This is a genomic window from Flavobacterium sp. DG2-3, assembly GCF_030730925.1.
Lineage (GTDB): Bacteria > Bacteroidota > Bacteroidia > Flavobacteriales > Flavobacteriaceae > Flavobacterium.
This window is the reverse complement of sequence record NZ_JAVAMB010000004.1, coordinates 191,465-208,710: the sequence shown is the minus strand read 5'-3', so window position 1 is coordinate 208,710 and position 17,246 is coordinate 191,465. Positions and strand designations below refer to the sequence as shown.

The following is a 17,246-nucleotide window of genomic DNA, read 5'->3' as shown; positions in this document are numbered from 1 at the left end:
CACAGATTAATCTTTTTTAATCCTTTAATCTGTGGCATATTTAATCGTAGCGAAATAAAATTTGCGAAAATTTGTGTAATTTGCGGCAAAAGAATAAAAGAAATAATTAGTGCAATTCGTGTAATTCGTGGCGAAAAAAAAAGCTATTCACCTAAAACATCAATACACTTATAAAAGCGTTTGGTATAATGTTCTGTATCGAGCGCTGTAATTGTAACTTGTTGCGCTTTTCCAGAAGAAGCGTGAATAAATTTTGACTGCATTCCGTTGGCTTCGCAGATTATACCGAGATGCCCGATAATGGTTCTGTCTTTATAACCATAAAAAACTAAAATATCACCGACTTTAAAGTCTTCAGGTTTTACCGTTTTTCCTAAATTTTTATAAGCGCCAGAACTTCGCGGAAGCGTTAATCCAAAATTTTTAAAAACATAACTTACAAATCCCGAACAGTCAAAACCTTTTTGCGGATTACTGCTCGCATATACGTAAGGTGTGCCCAAATATTTTTTAGCGTAAACAATGATAGAATCGCGATTGATTTTACTTTGAATTTTAGTGTTTGAAACGGCTATTTGAGCTTCGTTCTTTTTTAAGGTAAAAGAAGAAAGCAAAATAGCAGAAATTAAAAATAATAATACGCGCGATCTCATTTTTTTAGTTTTATATCAATTTTAACGCTAAATATAGACTGTTATTTTACTTTAAAAAGAACAAAAACACCCTAAAAAATACAAATAAGCCAAGTTTGTTTCCAAATGATGTGTTTATGTGGTGTTTTTTTATTGCTTTTTGACATTTTAGTATCTTTCTAGATATTCTCTTTCCAATATATTTGTGAATCGTATTTATATTTTAACAAATAAATTATGTTTCTCAAAAAAAGAGCACTTTTAATTTTGTTTTTGCTGATTTCGGTCCTTTCGACATCACAAACTCAAAATGCCAGCAAAACTTTCTTATACGAAGGAAGAATCGAAAAATTGCAGAATGATCAAGTCATTTTAATCGGAACTGCGGCTTCGGTTTCATTCAATTTTACGGGAAAAGAATGTTCGATTTCTCTTCAAAGTGTTGATTCTTATGAGCATCATAATTATGTTCAGTTGGTTTTAGATGGGAAATATATAGGAAAGATTAAAATTGAGAAAGGTGCTGTTCAGTCTTTTCCAATCAAAATAACTTCAAACAAAAAAGAACATCATTTAGAAATCTATAAAAATACCGAAGCACAAAGCGGTAATATTTTATTTGCTGGAACTACAGCAAAACTGACTTCGATTTCATTTAAAAAGAGAAAGAAAATCGAATTTATTGGTGATTCTATTACATGTGGTGCTGCGAGTGATCCGTCTGATGTGCCTTGCGATAAAGGCGAATATATGGATCACCATAACGGTTATTATGCATACGGACCAAGAATCGCGAGAGAAATTGGAGTTGATTATTTAATGAGTTGTGTTTCTGGAATCGGAATGTACCGGAATTGGAATGACGAAAATAAGGACGAGGCCATAATGCCTGATGTTTATCAGAATTTGTATTTAACGAAAGATGGTTCTAAGCCAAAATATGATTTTGCTTTTCAACCTGATATTATAAGTATTGCGTTAGGCACGAATGATTTTTCTGGCGGAGATGGAAAGAAAGAACGTCTGCCTTTTAATGCTGAAAAGTATGTTTCGAATTACATTAATTTCATCAAAATGCTTTACGAACACAATCCAAATGTACAGATCGTAATTGCCAACAGTCCGATGGTGGGCGGTGAACGTGGCGCTGTTTTCGAAGATTGTCTGAATAAAGTAAAAGCCGCTTTCGCGAAAGATAAAAAGCACAAAGAAATTCAGATTTTCAAGTTTAAACCGATGACACCAAAAGGTTGTTCTGGACATCCAGATGTTGAAGATCATAAAGTTTTGGCCGATGAATATGCTCCATTTTTAAAGAAGTTACTAAATGAAAAATAATATTTTTAAGTTTGTTTTCTTTCTATTGATTTCCAGTACTATGATGGCAAACGTGGCTCTTCCGAATATTTTTGGTGATAATATGGTTTTACAGCGCAACTCCGAAGTGAAAATTTGGGGCTGGGGAAATCCTAAAGAAGAAATTAAACTGATTTCAAGCTGGAACAATCAGGAATATAAAACTGTTACTAATAATCAGGCGAAATGGGAATTGACAATCAAAACTCCGGAAGCCGGCGGGCCCTTTACAATTTCTATAAAAGGCTATAATGAAGTTGTTTTAAAAAACATTTTAATTGGTGAAGTCTGGCTTTGTTCGGGACAATCGAATATGGAAATGTCTGCAGGCTGGGGAATTGATGATGGCGAAGAAGAAATGAAAAACGCCACGAATCCAAACATTCGTTTTTTTACGGTTCCGAAATTAACCGCGACAACTCCACAAAATAATCTATTGGGAAACTGGACAGAATCGACTCCAGAAACGATGAAGTATTTCAGTGCGATTGGTTACTTTTTTGCCAAACGCCTTCGCGAAGATTTAAAAAATGTTCCAATCGGATTAATTTCTTCGAATTGGGGCGGAACTCCAGCTGAAATCTGGATGCCTGAAGAAGTGGTAAACAACGATCCGCTTTTATTAGAAAATGCTAAAAAATTAAACGAACAAGAATACGGACCAAGACAACCTGGGCGCGCTTATAATGCGATGATTTCGCCAATTGTTGGTTTTAAAATTGCAGGAACGCTTTGGTATCAGGGAGAATCGAATGTTGGTTCTTTGGTTTATGATAAAACTTTGGGAGCGTTAATTACTTCATGGAGAAAAGAATGGAAAGACGAGTTTCCTTTTTATTATGTTCAGATAGCGCCGTTTAAAACGGGAAGTAATAATTTCTCGAATGTCACGGTTAGAAATTCGCAACGAAAATTATTAAAAGAAGTGAATAATGTTGGAATGGTTTTAACTTCAGACATTTCAGATACGATTGATATTCATCCAAAAAATAAAAAATCGGTTGGAATTCGTTTGGCAAATTTGGCTTTAGCGGAGACGTATAAAACCAATTCTAATTTGGTAAATGGACCGCTTTTTAAAGACATTAAAACCGAAAAAAACAAAGCAATTGTTTCTTTTGATTATGCTGACGGACTTTATTTTAAAAACAAAAAATCGAATCAATTTGAAGTCGCAGGAGCAGATGGAATTTTCTATCCAGCAGAAGCTTCCATACAAAATAATCAGGTGATTTTGACAAGTAAGAAAGTAGTTAATCCTGCAAAAGTGAGGTTTGCATGGGGAAATACAACGCAATCAGATTTGTTTAATAAAGCGAATTTGCCTGCTTCTTGTTTTACGAGTGAAGATTAGATTTTAGATTGTCAGGCTGAGCGAAGTCGAAGCCCGCGATGTATGATTTAATCTCGCAAAGACACCAAGTCGCAAAGAAAAAACCTTTGTGCCTTAGCGTCTTTGTGGCAAAAGCAAAAAAAACTTAGAACCTTAGTATCTCAGTACCTTAGAAGCTTAAAAAAAAACTAACTAAACCACAATATGAAAAATAAAAAAATAATTATTATCGGGGTTTTGTCCCTGTTTACTGTTGGAAATATGAATGCACAGAAGAAACCGTATTTGGATAAAAATAAAACTATTGAACAGCGTATCGATTTGCTTTTGCCTTTGATGACTTTGGAGGAAAAAGTTGGGCAAATGAATCAGTACAACGGTTTTTGGGATGTTACTGGGCCGGCTCCAAAAGGCGGAACAGCCGAATTAAAATACGAACATTTAAGAAAAGGATTAGTGGGTTCGATGCTGACGGTTCGTGGCGTGAAAGAAGTTCGTGCGGTACAGAAAATTGCGGTTGAAGAAACCCGATTGGGAATTCCGCTAATTATTGGTTTTGATGTAATACATGGCTATAAAACGTTAAGTCCGATTCCGTTGGCAGAAGCAGCAAGTTGGGATTTAGAGGCGATTAAAAAATCGGCGGCAATTGCGGCAGATGAAGCTTCGGCATCTGGAATCAATTGGACTTTTGGACCAAATGTTGACGTTGCCAATGATGCGCGTTGGGGCCGTGTGATGGAAGGTGCGGGTGAAGATCCATACTTGGGAAGTAAAGTAGGTTATGCACGTATAAAAGGTTTTCAGGGAGAAACACTTTCTGATTTAGCAAAAGTAAATACGATTGCAGCCTGCGCGAAACATTTTGCTGCTTACGGTTATGTTGAAGCGGGATTGGAGTATAATATTGTAGATATCAGTAATTCTAAATTATATAATTCAGTTTTGCCTCCTTTTGAAGCGACTGTAGAAGCGGGTGTTCGTACGTTTATGAATTCGTTTAATACTTTGAATGGAATTCCTGCAACAGGAAATGCTTTCCTGCAAAGAGATATTTTAAAAGGAAAATGGAAGTTTGACGGATTCGTGATTTCGGATTATGCTTCGATTCGTGAAATGATCGCTCACGGTTATGCCAAAGACGAAGCCGACGCCACAGCCAAAGCCGTAATCGCGGGTTCTGATATGGATATGGAATCCTATTTATATGTTGCCAAACTGGTTGATTTGGTAAAATCTGGAAAAGTAAAAGAAGCTTTGGTTGATGATGCCGTTCGAAGAATTCTTCGTGTGAAATTTGAATTAGGATTATTTGATGATCCGTACAGATATTGTGATGAAAAACGTGAAAAAGAAGTTGTTGGAAGTAAAGCCAATAATGAAGGCGTTTTGGATATGGCGAAAAAATCAATCGTTCTTTTAAAGAATGCTTGTCCGTCGGGGAGGAATGAGAATTTGCTTCCGCTAAAAAAATCTGGACAGAAAATCGCTTTGATTGGAGCTTTGGCAAATGATAAAAACAGTCCGTTGGGAAGTTGGAGAATTGCGGCTTCTGATGATACTGCGGTTTCGGTTTTAGAGGGAATGCAACAATACAAAGACAATCAATTAACTTTTGAAAAAGGCGCTGATTTATTAAAACAAAAAGCAACTTTCTTAACTGAAACTGTTTTTAATACCACAGACAAAAGCGGTTTTGAAGCGGCGAAAACAGCGGCTAAAAATGCTGATGTTGTCGTAATGGTTTTAGGTGAATATGGTTTTCAAAGCGGTGAGGGAAGAAGCCGTACTGATTTAAATTTGCCAGGTTTACAACAAGAATTGTTAGAAGAAATTTATAAAGTGAATCCGAATGTGGTTTTGGTTTTAAATAATGGACGTCCGTTGAGTATTCCATGGGCTGCAGAAAATGTTCCGGCAATTGTAGAGGCTTGGCATTTAGGAACTCAAACAGGAAATGCTGTGGCGCAGGTTTTATACGGAGATTATAATCCGAGTGGGAAATTGCCAATGTCGTTTCCTAGAAATGTAGGTCAGGTGCCAATTTATTATAACAAATACAGTACTGGAAGACCAATTGACAGCGATAAAAATGTTTTCTGGTCGCATTATATGGATGTGGAGAAAACGCCTTTATTTCCGTTTGGTTTTGGATTGAGCTACACTAAATTCGATTATAAAAACTTAAAATTGAATAAAACGGCTTTCGCGAAAGGAGAAAAAGTGGAGGTTTCAGTTGAGGTAACGAACTCTGGAAATTATGACGGAAAAGAAGTGGTTCAGTTGTATATTCATGATGAATTCGCAAGTATCGTTCGCCCAATTAAAGAATTAAAAGGTTTTGAATTGGTAAACCTGAAAAAAGGAGAAACAAAAACGGTAACTTTTACTTTAACGGATAAAGAACTTGGTTTTTATAATAATGAAGGAAAATATTTAGTAGAACCAGGAACTTTTAAAATCATGGTTGGAGGAAGCTCTGATAAAGGATTGACTGGTGGTTTTGAGATTAAGGAATAAAGTTTTTTTGCCACGAAGGCGCTAAGGCTCAAAGATTTTTTTCTAAGCTGTAAGTTTATAATCTCGCAAAGGCGCAGAGTCGCAAAGTTTTTTGAATAGCCCCTAGCTTCAGCTAGGGGGATAAGTTTTTGAAGCTCAAAAGGCTTTAGCCAAACTTTTTTGAGTTTGGCTAAAGCCTTTTTAATTGTGTTAATATTTTTCATCCAGCTAAAGCTGGACGCAATTCATATTAACTTAAAAATAAAAACTTTGCGACTCTGCGCCTTTGCGCGATTAAAAATCAGCAGAGCACAATTTTAAAATAAACTTAGTGACTTTGTGCCTTCGTGGCAAAATTTTGTATTTTTAAAATCTATTAAAACTCCAACTATTAAATAAAAAAAATGAAATACAACAGATGTGGCCGAAGCGGATTATTACTTCCGGAAATTTCTTTAGGATTATGGCACAATTTCGGGTCGGTGGATAACTTTGAAAATGCCGAAAGTATCGCCATTGAGGCTTTTGATAAAGGAATTACTCATTTTGATTTAGCAAATAACTATGGTCCAGTTCCAGGTTCTGCAGAGGAGAATTTCGGGAAAATATTATGGCATAATTTTCAAGGAAATCTGCGTGATGAAATCGTTATTTCTACCAAAGCGGGCTACACGATGTGGAATGGTCCTTATGGCGACTGGGGATCTCGAAAATATCTTTTGTCAAGTTTAGACCAAAGTTTAAAGCGAATGAATATTGATTATGTTGATATTTTCTATTCACATCGTCCAGATCCAGAAACTCCAATTGAAGAAACAATGATGGCTTTAGACCACGCGGTTAGAAGCGGAAAAGCATTGTATGTTGGAATCAGCAATTATTCGGCAGAACAGACGAGAGTTGCAGTGGATATTTTGAAAGAATTAGGAACGCCTTGTTTGATTCATCAAGCAAAATATTCGATGTTAGAGCGTTGGGTAGAAAATGGTTTGTTGAATGTTTTAGAAGAAAAAGGAGTGGGCTGTATTGCGTTTTCGCCTTTGGCACAAGGACTTTTGACAGATAAATATTTAAACGGAATTCCTGAAAATTCTCGCGCGCATAATCCAAACGGGCATTTGAGAGAAGATGAGGTGACGCAGGAAAGAATTCAGAAATTAATTCAGCTGAATGAAATTGCTCAGAATAGAAATCAGTCTTTGGCGCAAATGGCTTTGGCTTGGTTGCAAAAAGACAAACGAATCACTTCGGTTTTGATTGGCGCGAGTTCTGTAAAACAATTGTGTAATAATATTGATTGTTTGCAGAATACGGAGTTTTCAAATGATGAATTGAATGCGATTGAGAAGATTTTAGCGTGATATTTGTAATCAGTGAATTGTATTAATATAGTATTTATGCTCCAGAGGAGCAATATATTTATAGAAAATCAATAATATTCACAATATTAGCTCCAGAGGAGCGGCATATTAAGGCTAAATATGTCGCTCCTCTGGAGCTTTATATTATATATGTTTATTTTTCTATAAATATTTCGTCCCTCTGGGACTTACTTATTGAATGATCATCGCCAAACCTCCGCCGTTTGCCAAATGATATTTTATTTTTGAATTAGAATCTACCGTAATAATTTCTCTTTTATAATCGACCGCCGCTTTATTAGCATTTACTCCGTCTGAGAAAACTTCTGCTTGATATTTTTTGCCTTTTTCAAGGAAAGAAAAGTCGATTGTAATATCTCTGGAATCCCAATTTGTAATAGCGCCTAAATACCAAATATTTCCTTTTTTACGGGCAATAGAAACAAATTTTCCAACTTCTCCGTCTAGTGCAACAGTTTCATCAAAAGTCGTTGGAACTTTAGCAATAAAATCGGTGCTTTCCTGTTCCTTCATAAAAGCAGTCGGACTGTCGGCCATCATTTGCAAGGGCGCTTCAAAAATCGTGTACAAAGCCAATTGATGGCATCTTGTTCCTTGACTCATTGGTGTTGAGTGACTTGGCTTGAATTCGCTTTTCGTAGCATTTCGCATAGCGCCAGGTGTATAATCCATTGGGCCAGCCATCATTCTGATAAACGGAATTGTCGTATCGTATAATGGAACATCATCATTTGGTGTCCATTTATTATTTTCTAAACCTTTTACGCCTTCAAAATTTAAAATATTCGGAAACGTTCTCTGAATTCCAGTTGGCTTGTACATGCCGTGGAAATCCAAAATCAATTTATAATTCGCCGCTTTCTGAGAAATATCATAAACCGAATTGACCATTTTAGCATCGTCACGATCCAAGAAATCTACTTTAAAACCTTTAATTCCTAAATCGGCATAATTTTTTAAAATTCCGTCTGTGTTTTTGGTCAAAGCCATCCACGAACTCCATAAAATAAGACCAACATTTTTTTCTTTTCCGTATGCGATCAAAGCTTTCAAATCCACATTCGGATTGTGTTTCATAATGTCTTCTTCCAAACTCCAGCCTTCGTCTAGAACTACATATTCGACTTTGTTTTTCGAAGCAAAATCAATATAATATTTATAGGTTTGTGTGTTAATTCCAGCTTTAAAATCGATGTTGTAAATATTACAATCGTTCCACCAATCCCAAGCCACTTTTCCAGGTTTGATCCATGAAATATCTTTTATTTTTGAGGGTTCGGCTAATTTCTGAACCATATCATTATTGGCTAAATCGGCATCATTTTCGGCAATAACAATTGCTCTCCACGGAAAATTTCTGGTTCCTTTTGTTTGAACTAAATAATCGGCTCTTTCAGAAATTAATCGATTAATGTTGTTGAAACCTCCATTAGTTTCTTTTGTTGGATATTTCGAAAAACGTGATTCAAAACCCGATTTGTTTTTATTATTCGTTACAAACAATCCAGGATAATCTTCTAGATTGGCCTCTAAGAAAACGGCTTTTTTATGGTTTTTATAATCAATTAAAAAAGGCAAAAATGCTAAAGTATCTTTGCTGAATTCACTAATTTTTTTGTTTTCATAATGTGCTTCAAAAGAAGAAATATAAGGATCTTTCGGATTTCTTAAATCGCGAACATACGGCATTAAGGTCGAATAATCTTGATCGAAGTTTAAGCTGACATTTTCCCATTTAATCGTAATATCTTTTTTCTTTTTAGTCACAAATCGATACGCCGCACCATCATCAAAAACGCGATATTCAATACTGAAATCATTCTTAAAGTTTAAAGTCAGCTGATTGTATTGATTTTTTACTGACTTCTTTTTGTACAAAGGCGTTTCAAAAGAAGTATTTACACTTTCTTTCTTCGAATTTAAAACCACAGGATTTTTGCCCAAAACTTCATTTTGATCCAAAGTCAAAGACATTTCCGATGGAGCTAAAATCAAATCTTTTCCACTAGAGATTGACCATGAAATTTTATCATTTACAGAAACTGTAACTTCAATTTTTCCATTCGGAGAAGTCACTGTAAAATCCTGTTTCTTCTGAGAAAAAGAAAGATTTACGACTATAAGACAAAAAAGAACAAATATATTTTTCATGTTGGGTGTTTTTTTGAAACCATGTAAGTTATATAAGTTTATTTAATAAATTTTGCTGTTTAAGCTTTTTCTAAAATAAACTTAAAAATGGTTTTCTATGGACTTATATGTTTTAAAACCTTCTTTACACAAGCCAATTTAAATGAACTTATATAACTTATATGGTTTAAAATATTTTATTTTTTCTTCAATTCTAAATTGTATTTTTTTACAATTTCCAAGGTTGATTTATCTCCATTAAACACTGAGTTTAAACCTTGCGGTTCTTGCGGAGGATCGGTTGTAAAAGGCTCGCCTGGATTCCATTTTCCGTCTGGGTGAATGGCTTTTCCTTCACCACCGTAACCCCAGAAATTTGCAGCTTGTAGTGGGCCATTATTTTTACGGCTTTCTACCACTCTCCCAAAAATATAGCTGTAAAACTGATCGCGATAAACCGAAGGCGCTCCAGCATTTAGATTTTCATTTTCTCTCGGCAATCCAAATTCTTCAATAATAATCGGTCTTTTCAGATTATTGGCAACTTTAATATGATCGTCAATATATTTTCCAGCATTTTCAATAGTTTTTGGCATTGTAGCTTCGGCATTATCGGCTTTAAACCAGTTCCAGTTTTTCGGCCAGATGTGCATCGTCAAATAATCAATATTCGGATTTTGATGCGTTCTTTCGAAGATTTCCATGCTGTCGTTTGAACTGTTTTTTCCTTCAGAACCTGTAGAAACCAAATGATTTTTGTCTAAACTATCAATTAAATTCACAATAGTATTGAGCCATTTTGTGAATTTAGCTTCGTTTTCGATTGTAAAAAGTCGCGGTTCGTTTCCGACCTGCCATGCCATTATCGTATTATCTTCGTTGTATTTCTTTTTAGAATAAGCATTTGTTCTTCCAATAATAAATTTGACATGATTATTCAAGGCTTCCATACAAGGCTCACAGCTGTGAAACTGTTCAGTATACGACATAAACTGTGGCCAAGTATTTGGCGGAATCGCAGGAACGGGAACCGGACCTTTGCCATTCCATTCTAAATATTGCGACATTCCGCCCGACCATTCCCAATTGTTGGTGAGGTACAAAACGGCGTACATATTACGTTTTTGCATTTCATTCAATAAAAAATCCAAACCGTCCAATAAATCCTCATCGTATTTTCCCTGTTCGTATTGAAGCGCGGGACGAACGGTAAAATCGTATTTTCCACCATCTGCTCCAACCAAAACACGAAGATTATCGATTCCATTTTTCTTCATCAAATCCAATTCGCGCAAAAGTCTTTTACGATCGCCGATTTTTTTAGACGCCAGCATACTTCCGTACCAATAATTGGTTCCAATATAAGCGTATGGTTTGTCGCCTTTATAAAATTCGTTTCCTTTTACAGTGATTTTTTCCTGTGCTTGACAAGCGATTGCTGAGAAAATTAAAGCCAAAGAAAGAGTTTTAAGAAATTTATTTTTCATGATGATATTTTTTAGGAGCTATTTCCTGCTATCCGTTGCAATCTTTTATTTTTTAAAGAAAAAAATAAAAGGATTTCCACTTCTATCAGGGCTAGGCTTTATGTTTCATTAGAAGTTTTTTGTTTTCAAAACTTTGAACAGCTTTTTAGTCTTTAATTCGATTGATCAATTCTAAACAAGCTCTTCCGTTATGATAAGGACATTTCCAGAATCCGGCTTTGTCTTTTTTTATGGTATAGTAATCGTCATAAACACCCCAAAACCATTCTCCGTTCTTTTTGTCGAGAATGTGTTTTTTTATAAAAGACCAGTTTTTCAAAACAATGTCCAGATATTCTTCTTTTCCTGTTAATTGATATGCATTGTAGAAACCAATTAAAGCCTCGGCTTGTGGCCACCAGTGTTTTTCGGCAATTAATTCTTTTGTTTCAGGATCATATTCATACCATAATCCGCCGTCGGAATCTAAGCCTTTTTTGGTAGCTTCAGCAATTTGAATGGCGTGTTTTTTATACTTGGCAATTAATTTTTCGTTTCCTGAAATTTCGGCACATTGCTGTAAAAGCCAAGCCGCTTCGATGTCATGCCCGTACGAAATGACATCTGGTTTTTCTTTCCAGTTTTCGTCAAAAAACAAGCGTAAATGACCTGTTTTGGTATTAATAAAATATTTTTCGATTGTTTCTAATAATTCAACAATGTCTGCAAGCAGTTTTTCGTCTTTCCAGACTTTGTAAAGATTTGCATAGCCTTCAATAATATGAAGATGCGTGTTCATTGTTTTCTTTTCGTTGGCATCTTTTTCGCTCAAACGCAAATCTTCAATCGGTTTCCAGTCTCTCGTAAAAGCTTCAAAATAACCTTTGTTTTCAGGATCGTAGCTGTATTCTTGAATCTTATGATATAAGTTTTTAGCAATTTCTAAAGCTCTTTCTTCCTGAGAAATCGAATAATATTCAGATAATCCGTAAATGGCAAAAGCTAATGCGTAAATCTGATTTTTGGTGTCTTTTGGAGTTTTATCCTCATTTATACTCCAAAAAAGACCTCCAAATTGGGTGTCATAAAAATAAGCTACTAGAAAATCAAATGCTCTTTCTGCCAGTTTTTTGTGGTTTTCGTTTTTTGTGGTCTTGTAGCTGGCAGAAAACGTCCAAAGAATTCGGGCATTTAAAACCGAACCTTTTTCTGCATTCGCAATTTGGTGATCATTAAAATCGATTTGCCCGACAAAACCACCATTTTGGTCGTCAATAGTACGCTTCGACCAATAGTTTAGAATAGAATCTAGTTCTGCGGTGAGTTCCGATTTTAAAAGCTTTACTTGTAGTGACACGATATTTTAAATTGCGTTATTTTTTTCGATTTGGCTAATAATAGTCTGAACAGAACCTGCAGAAATAAAAGTGTCTGCTGGAGTATTAATTACATAATCAACCAATTTGTCAACAGATGAAACGGCAACGTGCATACGTGTATCTGATGAAGCGTAGTAAACGTAAACTGTTCCGTCTTCATCTTCGATCCATCCATTAGAAAATAAAACATTCGAAACGTCGCCAACTCTTTCAATTCCTTCTGGCCCCATAAAATGACCTGCTGGAACGTGCGTTACTTTTGTAATATCATTCAAATCAGTCATAAACATATACAGAGTATAACGTAATCCTGCGGCAGTATTTCGAACTCCGTGCGCCAGATGCAACCAGCCTTTTGAAGTTTTAATAGGAGCAGGGCCTAAACCGTTTTTCAATTCATAAATCGTATGATATTGTTTTCCGAAAATGATTTTTTCCTCTTTTACAACGGGATTTGTCATATCGTCAATATAGCCTAAACCGATTCCGCCTCCAGATCCAACATCAATAAAACCGTCTTGCGGACGTGTATATAAAGCGTATTTTCCGTTTACAAATTCAGGATGAAGCACCACATTTCGTTGTTGTCCTGTGTTTGAAATTAAATCTGGAAGTCTTTCCCAGTTTATTAAATCTTTAGAACGAACGATTCCTGCATTGGCTACAGCCGAACTTGTATCACCTTTTGGTGCTTTTGGATCTTTTCTTTCCGTACAGAAAATGCCGTAAACATATCCGTCTTCGTGGTTGATCAGACGCATGTCGTAAACATTTGTATCTGGCTCTTCCGTTTGTGGAATTACGCAAGGTTTATCCCAAAACTTGAAATTATCGATCCCGTTTGGACTTTCCGCAATAGCGAAAAAAGATTTTCTATCAATTCCTTCTACACGAACTGCTAATAAATATTTTCCATTCCATTTCATGGCGCCGGCATTAAAAGCAGCATTTACTCCAATTCTTTCCTGTAAAAACGGATTTGAATTTTCGTTAAAATCAAAACGCCAGTTTAACGGAATGTGCGCTGCAGTAACAACTGGGTTTTTGTAACGTTCGTATATGCCGTTTCCAACTATTTCTTGAGGTTCGTTTATTTGCTCAAGCAGTGTTTTATGTTGTTTTTCTAATGCCGATTTTCTTTCTTGAAAAGTGGCTGAAGAGGTTATTGTTGTCATATAGATTTATTCTTTGTCTTTATTTTTAATGATTTTGATTTCTCTTTTCGTTTAAATCCTGTTCTATAAGCTGTAATTTTTCTTCAGATAAAGGATAAAATAATATGAATAGTACTGATATTGCAGCTGCAATTGCAGGAAGAATACTCAGCATTAATTGAATTCCGTTTTGTGTGAAGGCAGTTTGTTCAACATTGGCCTGAAATCCGAAATAGCCTAAAAGCCAACCTGCTCCAGCGCCGCCAATTGTCCATCCAAATTTTTGAGACATTGAGGATGCTGAGAAAACCAAACCTGTTGCTCTTCGCCCTTGTTTCCATTCTGAATAATCGGCGCTGTCAGCGTACATTGACCAGATTAATGGGAAAATGCAACCCGCACAAATACTGATTAAAACTTGGAAAGTCATGATTAGGAAAATATCTTCTTTTCCGAATAAATAGAAAATAAGGCTTAAAATTGCTGCCAAAGCCATTGCTCCGAAAAAGGTTTTCTTTTTTCCTATTTTATTGGCAATTGGTGTGGCTAGAATTACTCCGATGATATTTGCGGCTTGTCCTAAAACTAAATAAATTGAAGTTGGTGTCATGTGGAAATCGGTTCCGAAAAGTGAAAAATCGAAGTTTACCGAACTGCTTACATAATATTTGAAATAGTAAACTGCCGCACCGTCTCGAATAGAATTGAAAACCAAAGCGCCAATTCCAGCACCCAATAAAATCCACCAAGGTTTATTTTTTAGAAGATCTTGTAAATCTTCTTTTAAGTTATTTTGTTCGTCTCCAATTGGCTGTACTCTTTCTTTAGTAAATAAAAAACAAGCCCAGAAGAAAATAGTTGTAATTAATCCGAAAACGGCGATTGTGGCTAGCCAGCCCGTTTTAGAATTTAAATTTCCGCCAAAATAATTTACCAAAGGCTCAATTAACCAAAGCGCTAATAAACTTCCTCCAAAAGCAAAAACCATTCGGTAAGACGATAATGTATTTCTTTCTTTTCTATCAGAAGACATTACGCCCAAAAGTGATGCATACGGCACATTGATTAACGAATAAATCATCATCATTAAAGAGTAAGTAACGTAGGCATAAATGATTTTTCCTTTTTCGTCAAAATCTGGAGTATAAAAAGTTAACACTCCAATCACGGCAAAAGGTATGGCTACCCAAAGTAAATACGGTCTGAATTTTCCCCATTTGCTTTTGGTTCTATCGGCTAGAATTCCAACAATTGGGTCAAAGCAAGAATCCCAGATTCTAGTAATTAGAAACATGGTTCCAACTACGGCAGGTGCCAATCCGAAAACATCGGTGTAGAAAAATAGGAGGTACATGCTGAAAATTTTCCAAAACATGGATGAAGCGGCATCTCCGAGTCCGTAACCGATTTTTTCTTTTAAACTAATTTTGTCGTGCATTGGTTAATTATTTGAGGTTTAAATTGAGTTAGTTTATTTTAGAGCTTTTTTAATGTCTTTTTCAAATATAGTCTGATTGAGATTATAAAAATCAACAAAATCTTTTTCGCTTACCTGACCAGAAAATGGCGCATAATAATGCATTTTTTGTTCTTTTTCCTGCCAGCCGTGGTTTCTCCATAACAGCACATAAGAAATTTTATAATCTCCAATAGCTTTCAATAAAGTTCCTGTCCACCATTTTGGATCTGGAACTGCTTCGTAACCTGCTTCTGCTAAAGCCATTAATTTATGTTTTTTAAGGCTTATTTCGTTCAATATTTTAAATTGATTTTGAACTTCAGAGATGAACTTTTCACCATTGGGATCATTGTTATTTTGATAGGTATCAAAACTTAACATATCAGCATATTGATCGCCAGGGTAATTAGTTAGGAAATCATTTTCACTGCCAAAACTTCCTGTATTGTACACATAAATTAAGTTGTGAACACCTTTTTTCTGCAGATAGTCGAAGGTAAATTTCCATGCGGTTTTGAATTCTTCTGGCGTGCAGTTCCCTTTTCCCCACCAGAACCATCCGCCAGTAAGTTCATGAAACGGACGGAAAAGAATTGGAATGTTTTTTCCGTTTTTATCTTTTAAAGAAAGAAAAAAGACGGCTGCTTTATCTAACCAGGAAGTGAATTTTTTATGGTTTTCTGCACCAGGCAAAATCGTTTTTAAAGAATTTGGCTGATTATCCCATGCGTTTTTTCCTGTTGCAGGATTATCAAAATGCCAACTGATTGTTGAGATTCCGCCTCTGGCATCTGCTTCGATAATATATTGTTTCATTTTGCTAAAGGGAACGCCGTCAATATTATTTGGGCTGTCATTTTCTAAACCCGCAATATCCCAACCATAAACAGCAGGATAATCGCCGACTACATCTTTTATGTCGCTTCTTCCATCTTCATATTTCCATTTTACACCATACGCCAAATCGTCTTGATGTCCGAATAAAAAACCTTTTTGAGAAAGTGTGTTAAGGTTTTTGTATAAAGTTTTGGTTTCTGAAGTTGCTTTTTTATCTGAAAGTGACAAATTAGTATTAGCGGTGTTTTTTTGAGACAAACAGGAACTGCTTATTAAAGTTACGGTCAAAAGCGTTAAAAAATGTTTTTTCATTTCGAAATATAAGTTGGTTGTTTAGCTAAAAGCAAAATAAACAAGGGTTTACGGTTTGTAAATCTTAGTGTTTTTTCTTTCGAAAATTCTCTAAGCTATTATTGCTAAAATTATTAAAACTATAAAAAGTTATTTAATAAAAAATGATTAATGTTTATTATTAATGTTGTTTTTAAAGAAATGATAATTAATTTTTTCAAAGATAAACGGATGATTAAAGTGTAATTAATATTATTTTATCAATTATATATCATATTATTGCAGTCAAAAAACGAATACTTACTTCCTGAAAACAGTTTTTGAGATGGGTACTACTAAAAATTTTTATAGAGAAATTGCGCCGCTTGCTGCGAGTGACAGCTTTTTGGTTTTTGATCGCGTAAAAGACAGTTTTGATTTTCCAGTTCATTATCATCCTGAATTTGAGATCAATTTTATTTTGAACGGAAAAGGAGTGAAACGGGTTGTGGGAGATAATATTGAAGAAATTGATAATGTCGAATTGGTTTTAATTGGTCCGAATTTATATCACGGTTGGGAGCTAAATAAATGTACCAGTAAAAAAATACACGAAATAACCATTCAGTTTCATAATGATTTATTTCATGAATCTTTACTGTCTAGAAGAATCATGAATCCGATTCGAGATATGTTTAATAGATCTATTCACGGAATTCTTTTTTCGAAAAAAACAGCGGAAGAATTGACTCCAAGGCTTGTGAGGCTTTCTAAGCTGGATGGTATGGACTATTTTCTTGAAATTACCTCTTTGTTATATGATTTGGCAAATTCTCGAAATCAGCGATTGCTTTCAACTTATACGGTAGATTATGATACGTTTGATGATTATGATAAAATGAAATTGGTCTATGAATATGTGCAGAAACATTTTGCAGAAAAAATCACTTTAGAAGATGTGGCAAATGTGGCGAGCATGTCGATTATTTCTTTTAACCGATTTATAAAAAAACGTACCGGAAAAACTTTTGTCAATTATATAAATGATATCAGAATTGGTTACGCGGCGCGCTGGCTGGTTGAAAAAGATATGAGCGTTTCTGAAGTTGCGTTTAAATCTGGCTTTAATAATATTGCCAACTTTAATCGCAGTTTTAAAGCAACAAAAAACTGCACACCAAGTCAGTATCGTGAAGAGTTTTCAGGTTTGAAACGTATTTTATAGTGATACTTTTTTGTCACTCATAAATATTATTTTTAACGAAAACGTTTGATTTTTGCGTTTTCATTGGTTTTTATTCATTAGATATGTTCTTTTAGGGTGCTGTGATTGCGAATTATTTAAAATT

General features: G+C 35.1%; 12 protein-coding genes. 5 read left to right on the top strand and 7 right to left on the bottom strand.

The features are described 5' to 3' along the window. Positions 1–143: 143 nt before the first annotated feature. Complete coding sequence (locus tag Q9Q97_RS08335) at positions 144–653, bottom strand: C40 family peptidase (protein ID WP_306156108.1); 510 nt, start codon at positions 651–653, stop codon at positions 144–146. Between the two features lie 216 nt (positions 654–869). Between Q9Q97_RS08335 and Q9Q97_RS08330 the strand changes: the two genes are divergently transcribed. The 4 genes from Q9Q97_RS08330 to mgrA all read left to right on the top strand — a co-directional run bounded on the left by Q9Q97_RS08330 (position 870) and on the right by mgrA (position 7,181). Beyond that, positions 870–1,970, top strand: coding sequence for an SGNH/GDSL hydrolase family protein (locus Q9Q97_RS08330; protein WP_306156107.1), 1,101 nt, complete (start codon positions 870–872; stop codon positions 1,968–1,970). Beyond that, positions 1,960–3,342 carry a sialate O-acetylesterase gene (locus Q9Q97_RS08325; protein ID WP_306156105.1) on the top strand — a complete coding sequence of 461 codons (1,383 nt, stop codon included), beginning with the start codon at positions 1,960–1,962 and terminating at the stop codon, positions 3,340–3,342. The genes Q9Q97_RS08330 and Q9Q97_RS08325 overlap by 11 nt, the downstream gene beginning before the upstream one ends. 183 nt (positions 3,343–3,525) lie before the next feature. Beyond that, on the top strand, positions 3,526–5,841 hold the full coding sequence (gene bglX / locus Q9Q97_RS08320; RefSeq protein ID WP_306156103.1) for a beta-glucosidase BglX: 2,316 nt from the start codon (positions 3,526–3,528) through the stop codon (positions 5,839–5,841). 383 nt (positions 5,842–6,224) lie between these two features. Continuing rightward, positions 6,225–7,181, top strand: a complete 957-nt coding sequence (gene mgrA, locus Q9Q97_RS08315; protein WP_306156101.1) for an L-glyceraldehyde 3-phosphate reductase — start codon at positions 6,225–6,227, stop codon at positions 7,179–7,181. 192 nt (positions 7,182–7,373) lie between these two features. On the opposite strand, the gene Q9Q97_RS08310 is transcribed toward mgrA, so the two are convergent. The 6 genes from Q9Q97_RS08310 to Q9Q97_RS08285 form a co-directional block, all read right to left on the bottom strand. Next, positions 7,374–9,353 carry a glycoside hydrolase family 97 protein gene (locus tag Q9Q97_RS08310; RefSeq protein WP_306156099.1) on the bottom strand — a complete coding sequence of 660 codons (1,980 nt, stop codon included), beginning with the start codon at positions 9,351–9,353 and terminating at the stop codon, positions 7,374–7,376. 176 nt (positions 9,354–9,529) lie between these two features. Further along, complete coding sequence (locus tag Q9Q97_RS08305) at positions 9,530–10,819, bottom strand: cellulase family glycosylhydrolase (RefSeq protein ID WP_306156098.1); 1,290 nt, start codon at positions 10,817–10,819, stop codon at positions 9,530–9,532. 145 nt (positions 10,820–10,964) lie between these two features. Beyond that, positions 10,965–12,155, bottom strand: coding sequence for an AGE family epimerase/isomerase (locus Q9Q97_RS08300; RefSeq protein ID WP_306156097.1), 1,191 nt, complete (start codon positions 12,153–12,155; stop codon positions 10,965–10,967). A 6-nt stretch (positions 12,156–12,161) separates the two neighbouring features. Beyond that, complete coding sequence (locus tag Q9Q97_RS08295) at positions 12,162–13,352, bottom strand: glycosidase (protein WP_306156096.1); 1,191 nt, start codon at positions 13,350–13,352, stop codon at positions 12,162–12,164. Positions 13,353–13,377: 25 nt separating this feature from the next. Next, positions 13,378–14,769 (bottom strand): MFS transporter, encoded by a 1,392-nt coding sequence (locus Q9Q97_RS08290; protein WP_306156095.1) that lies wholly within the window; start codon positions 14,767–14,769, stop codon positions 13,378–13,380. 33 nt (positions 14,770–14,802) lie between these two features. After that, positions 14,803–15,939 (bottom strand): glycoside hydrolase family 26 protein, encoded by a 1,137-nt coding sequence (locus tag Q9Q97_RS08285; RefSeq protein WP_306156093.1) that lies wholly within the window; start codon positions 15,937–15,939, stop codon positions 14,803–14,805. A 304-nt stretch (positions 15,940–16,243) separates the two neighbouring features. Between Q9Q97_RS08285 and Q9Q97_RS08280 the strand changes: the two genes are divergently transcribed. Next, positions 16,244–17,122, top strand: coding sequence for an AraC family transcriptional regulator (locus tag Q9Q97_RS08280; RefSeq protein ID WP_306156092.1), 879 nt, complete (start codon positions 16,244–16,246; stop codon positions 17,120–17,122). Positions 17,123–17,246 lie beyond the last annotated feature (124 nt).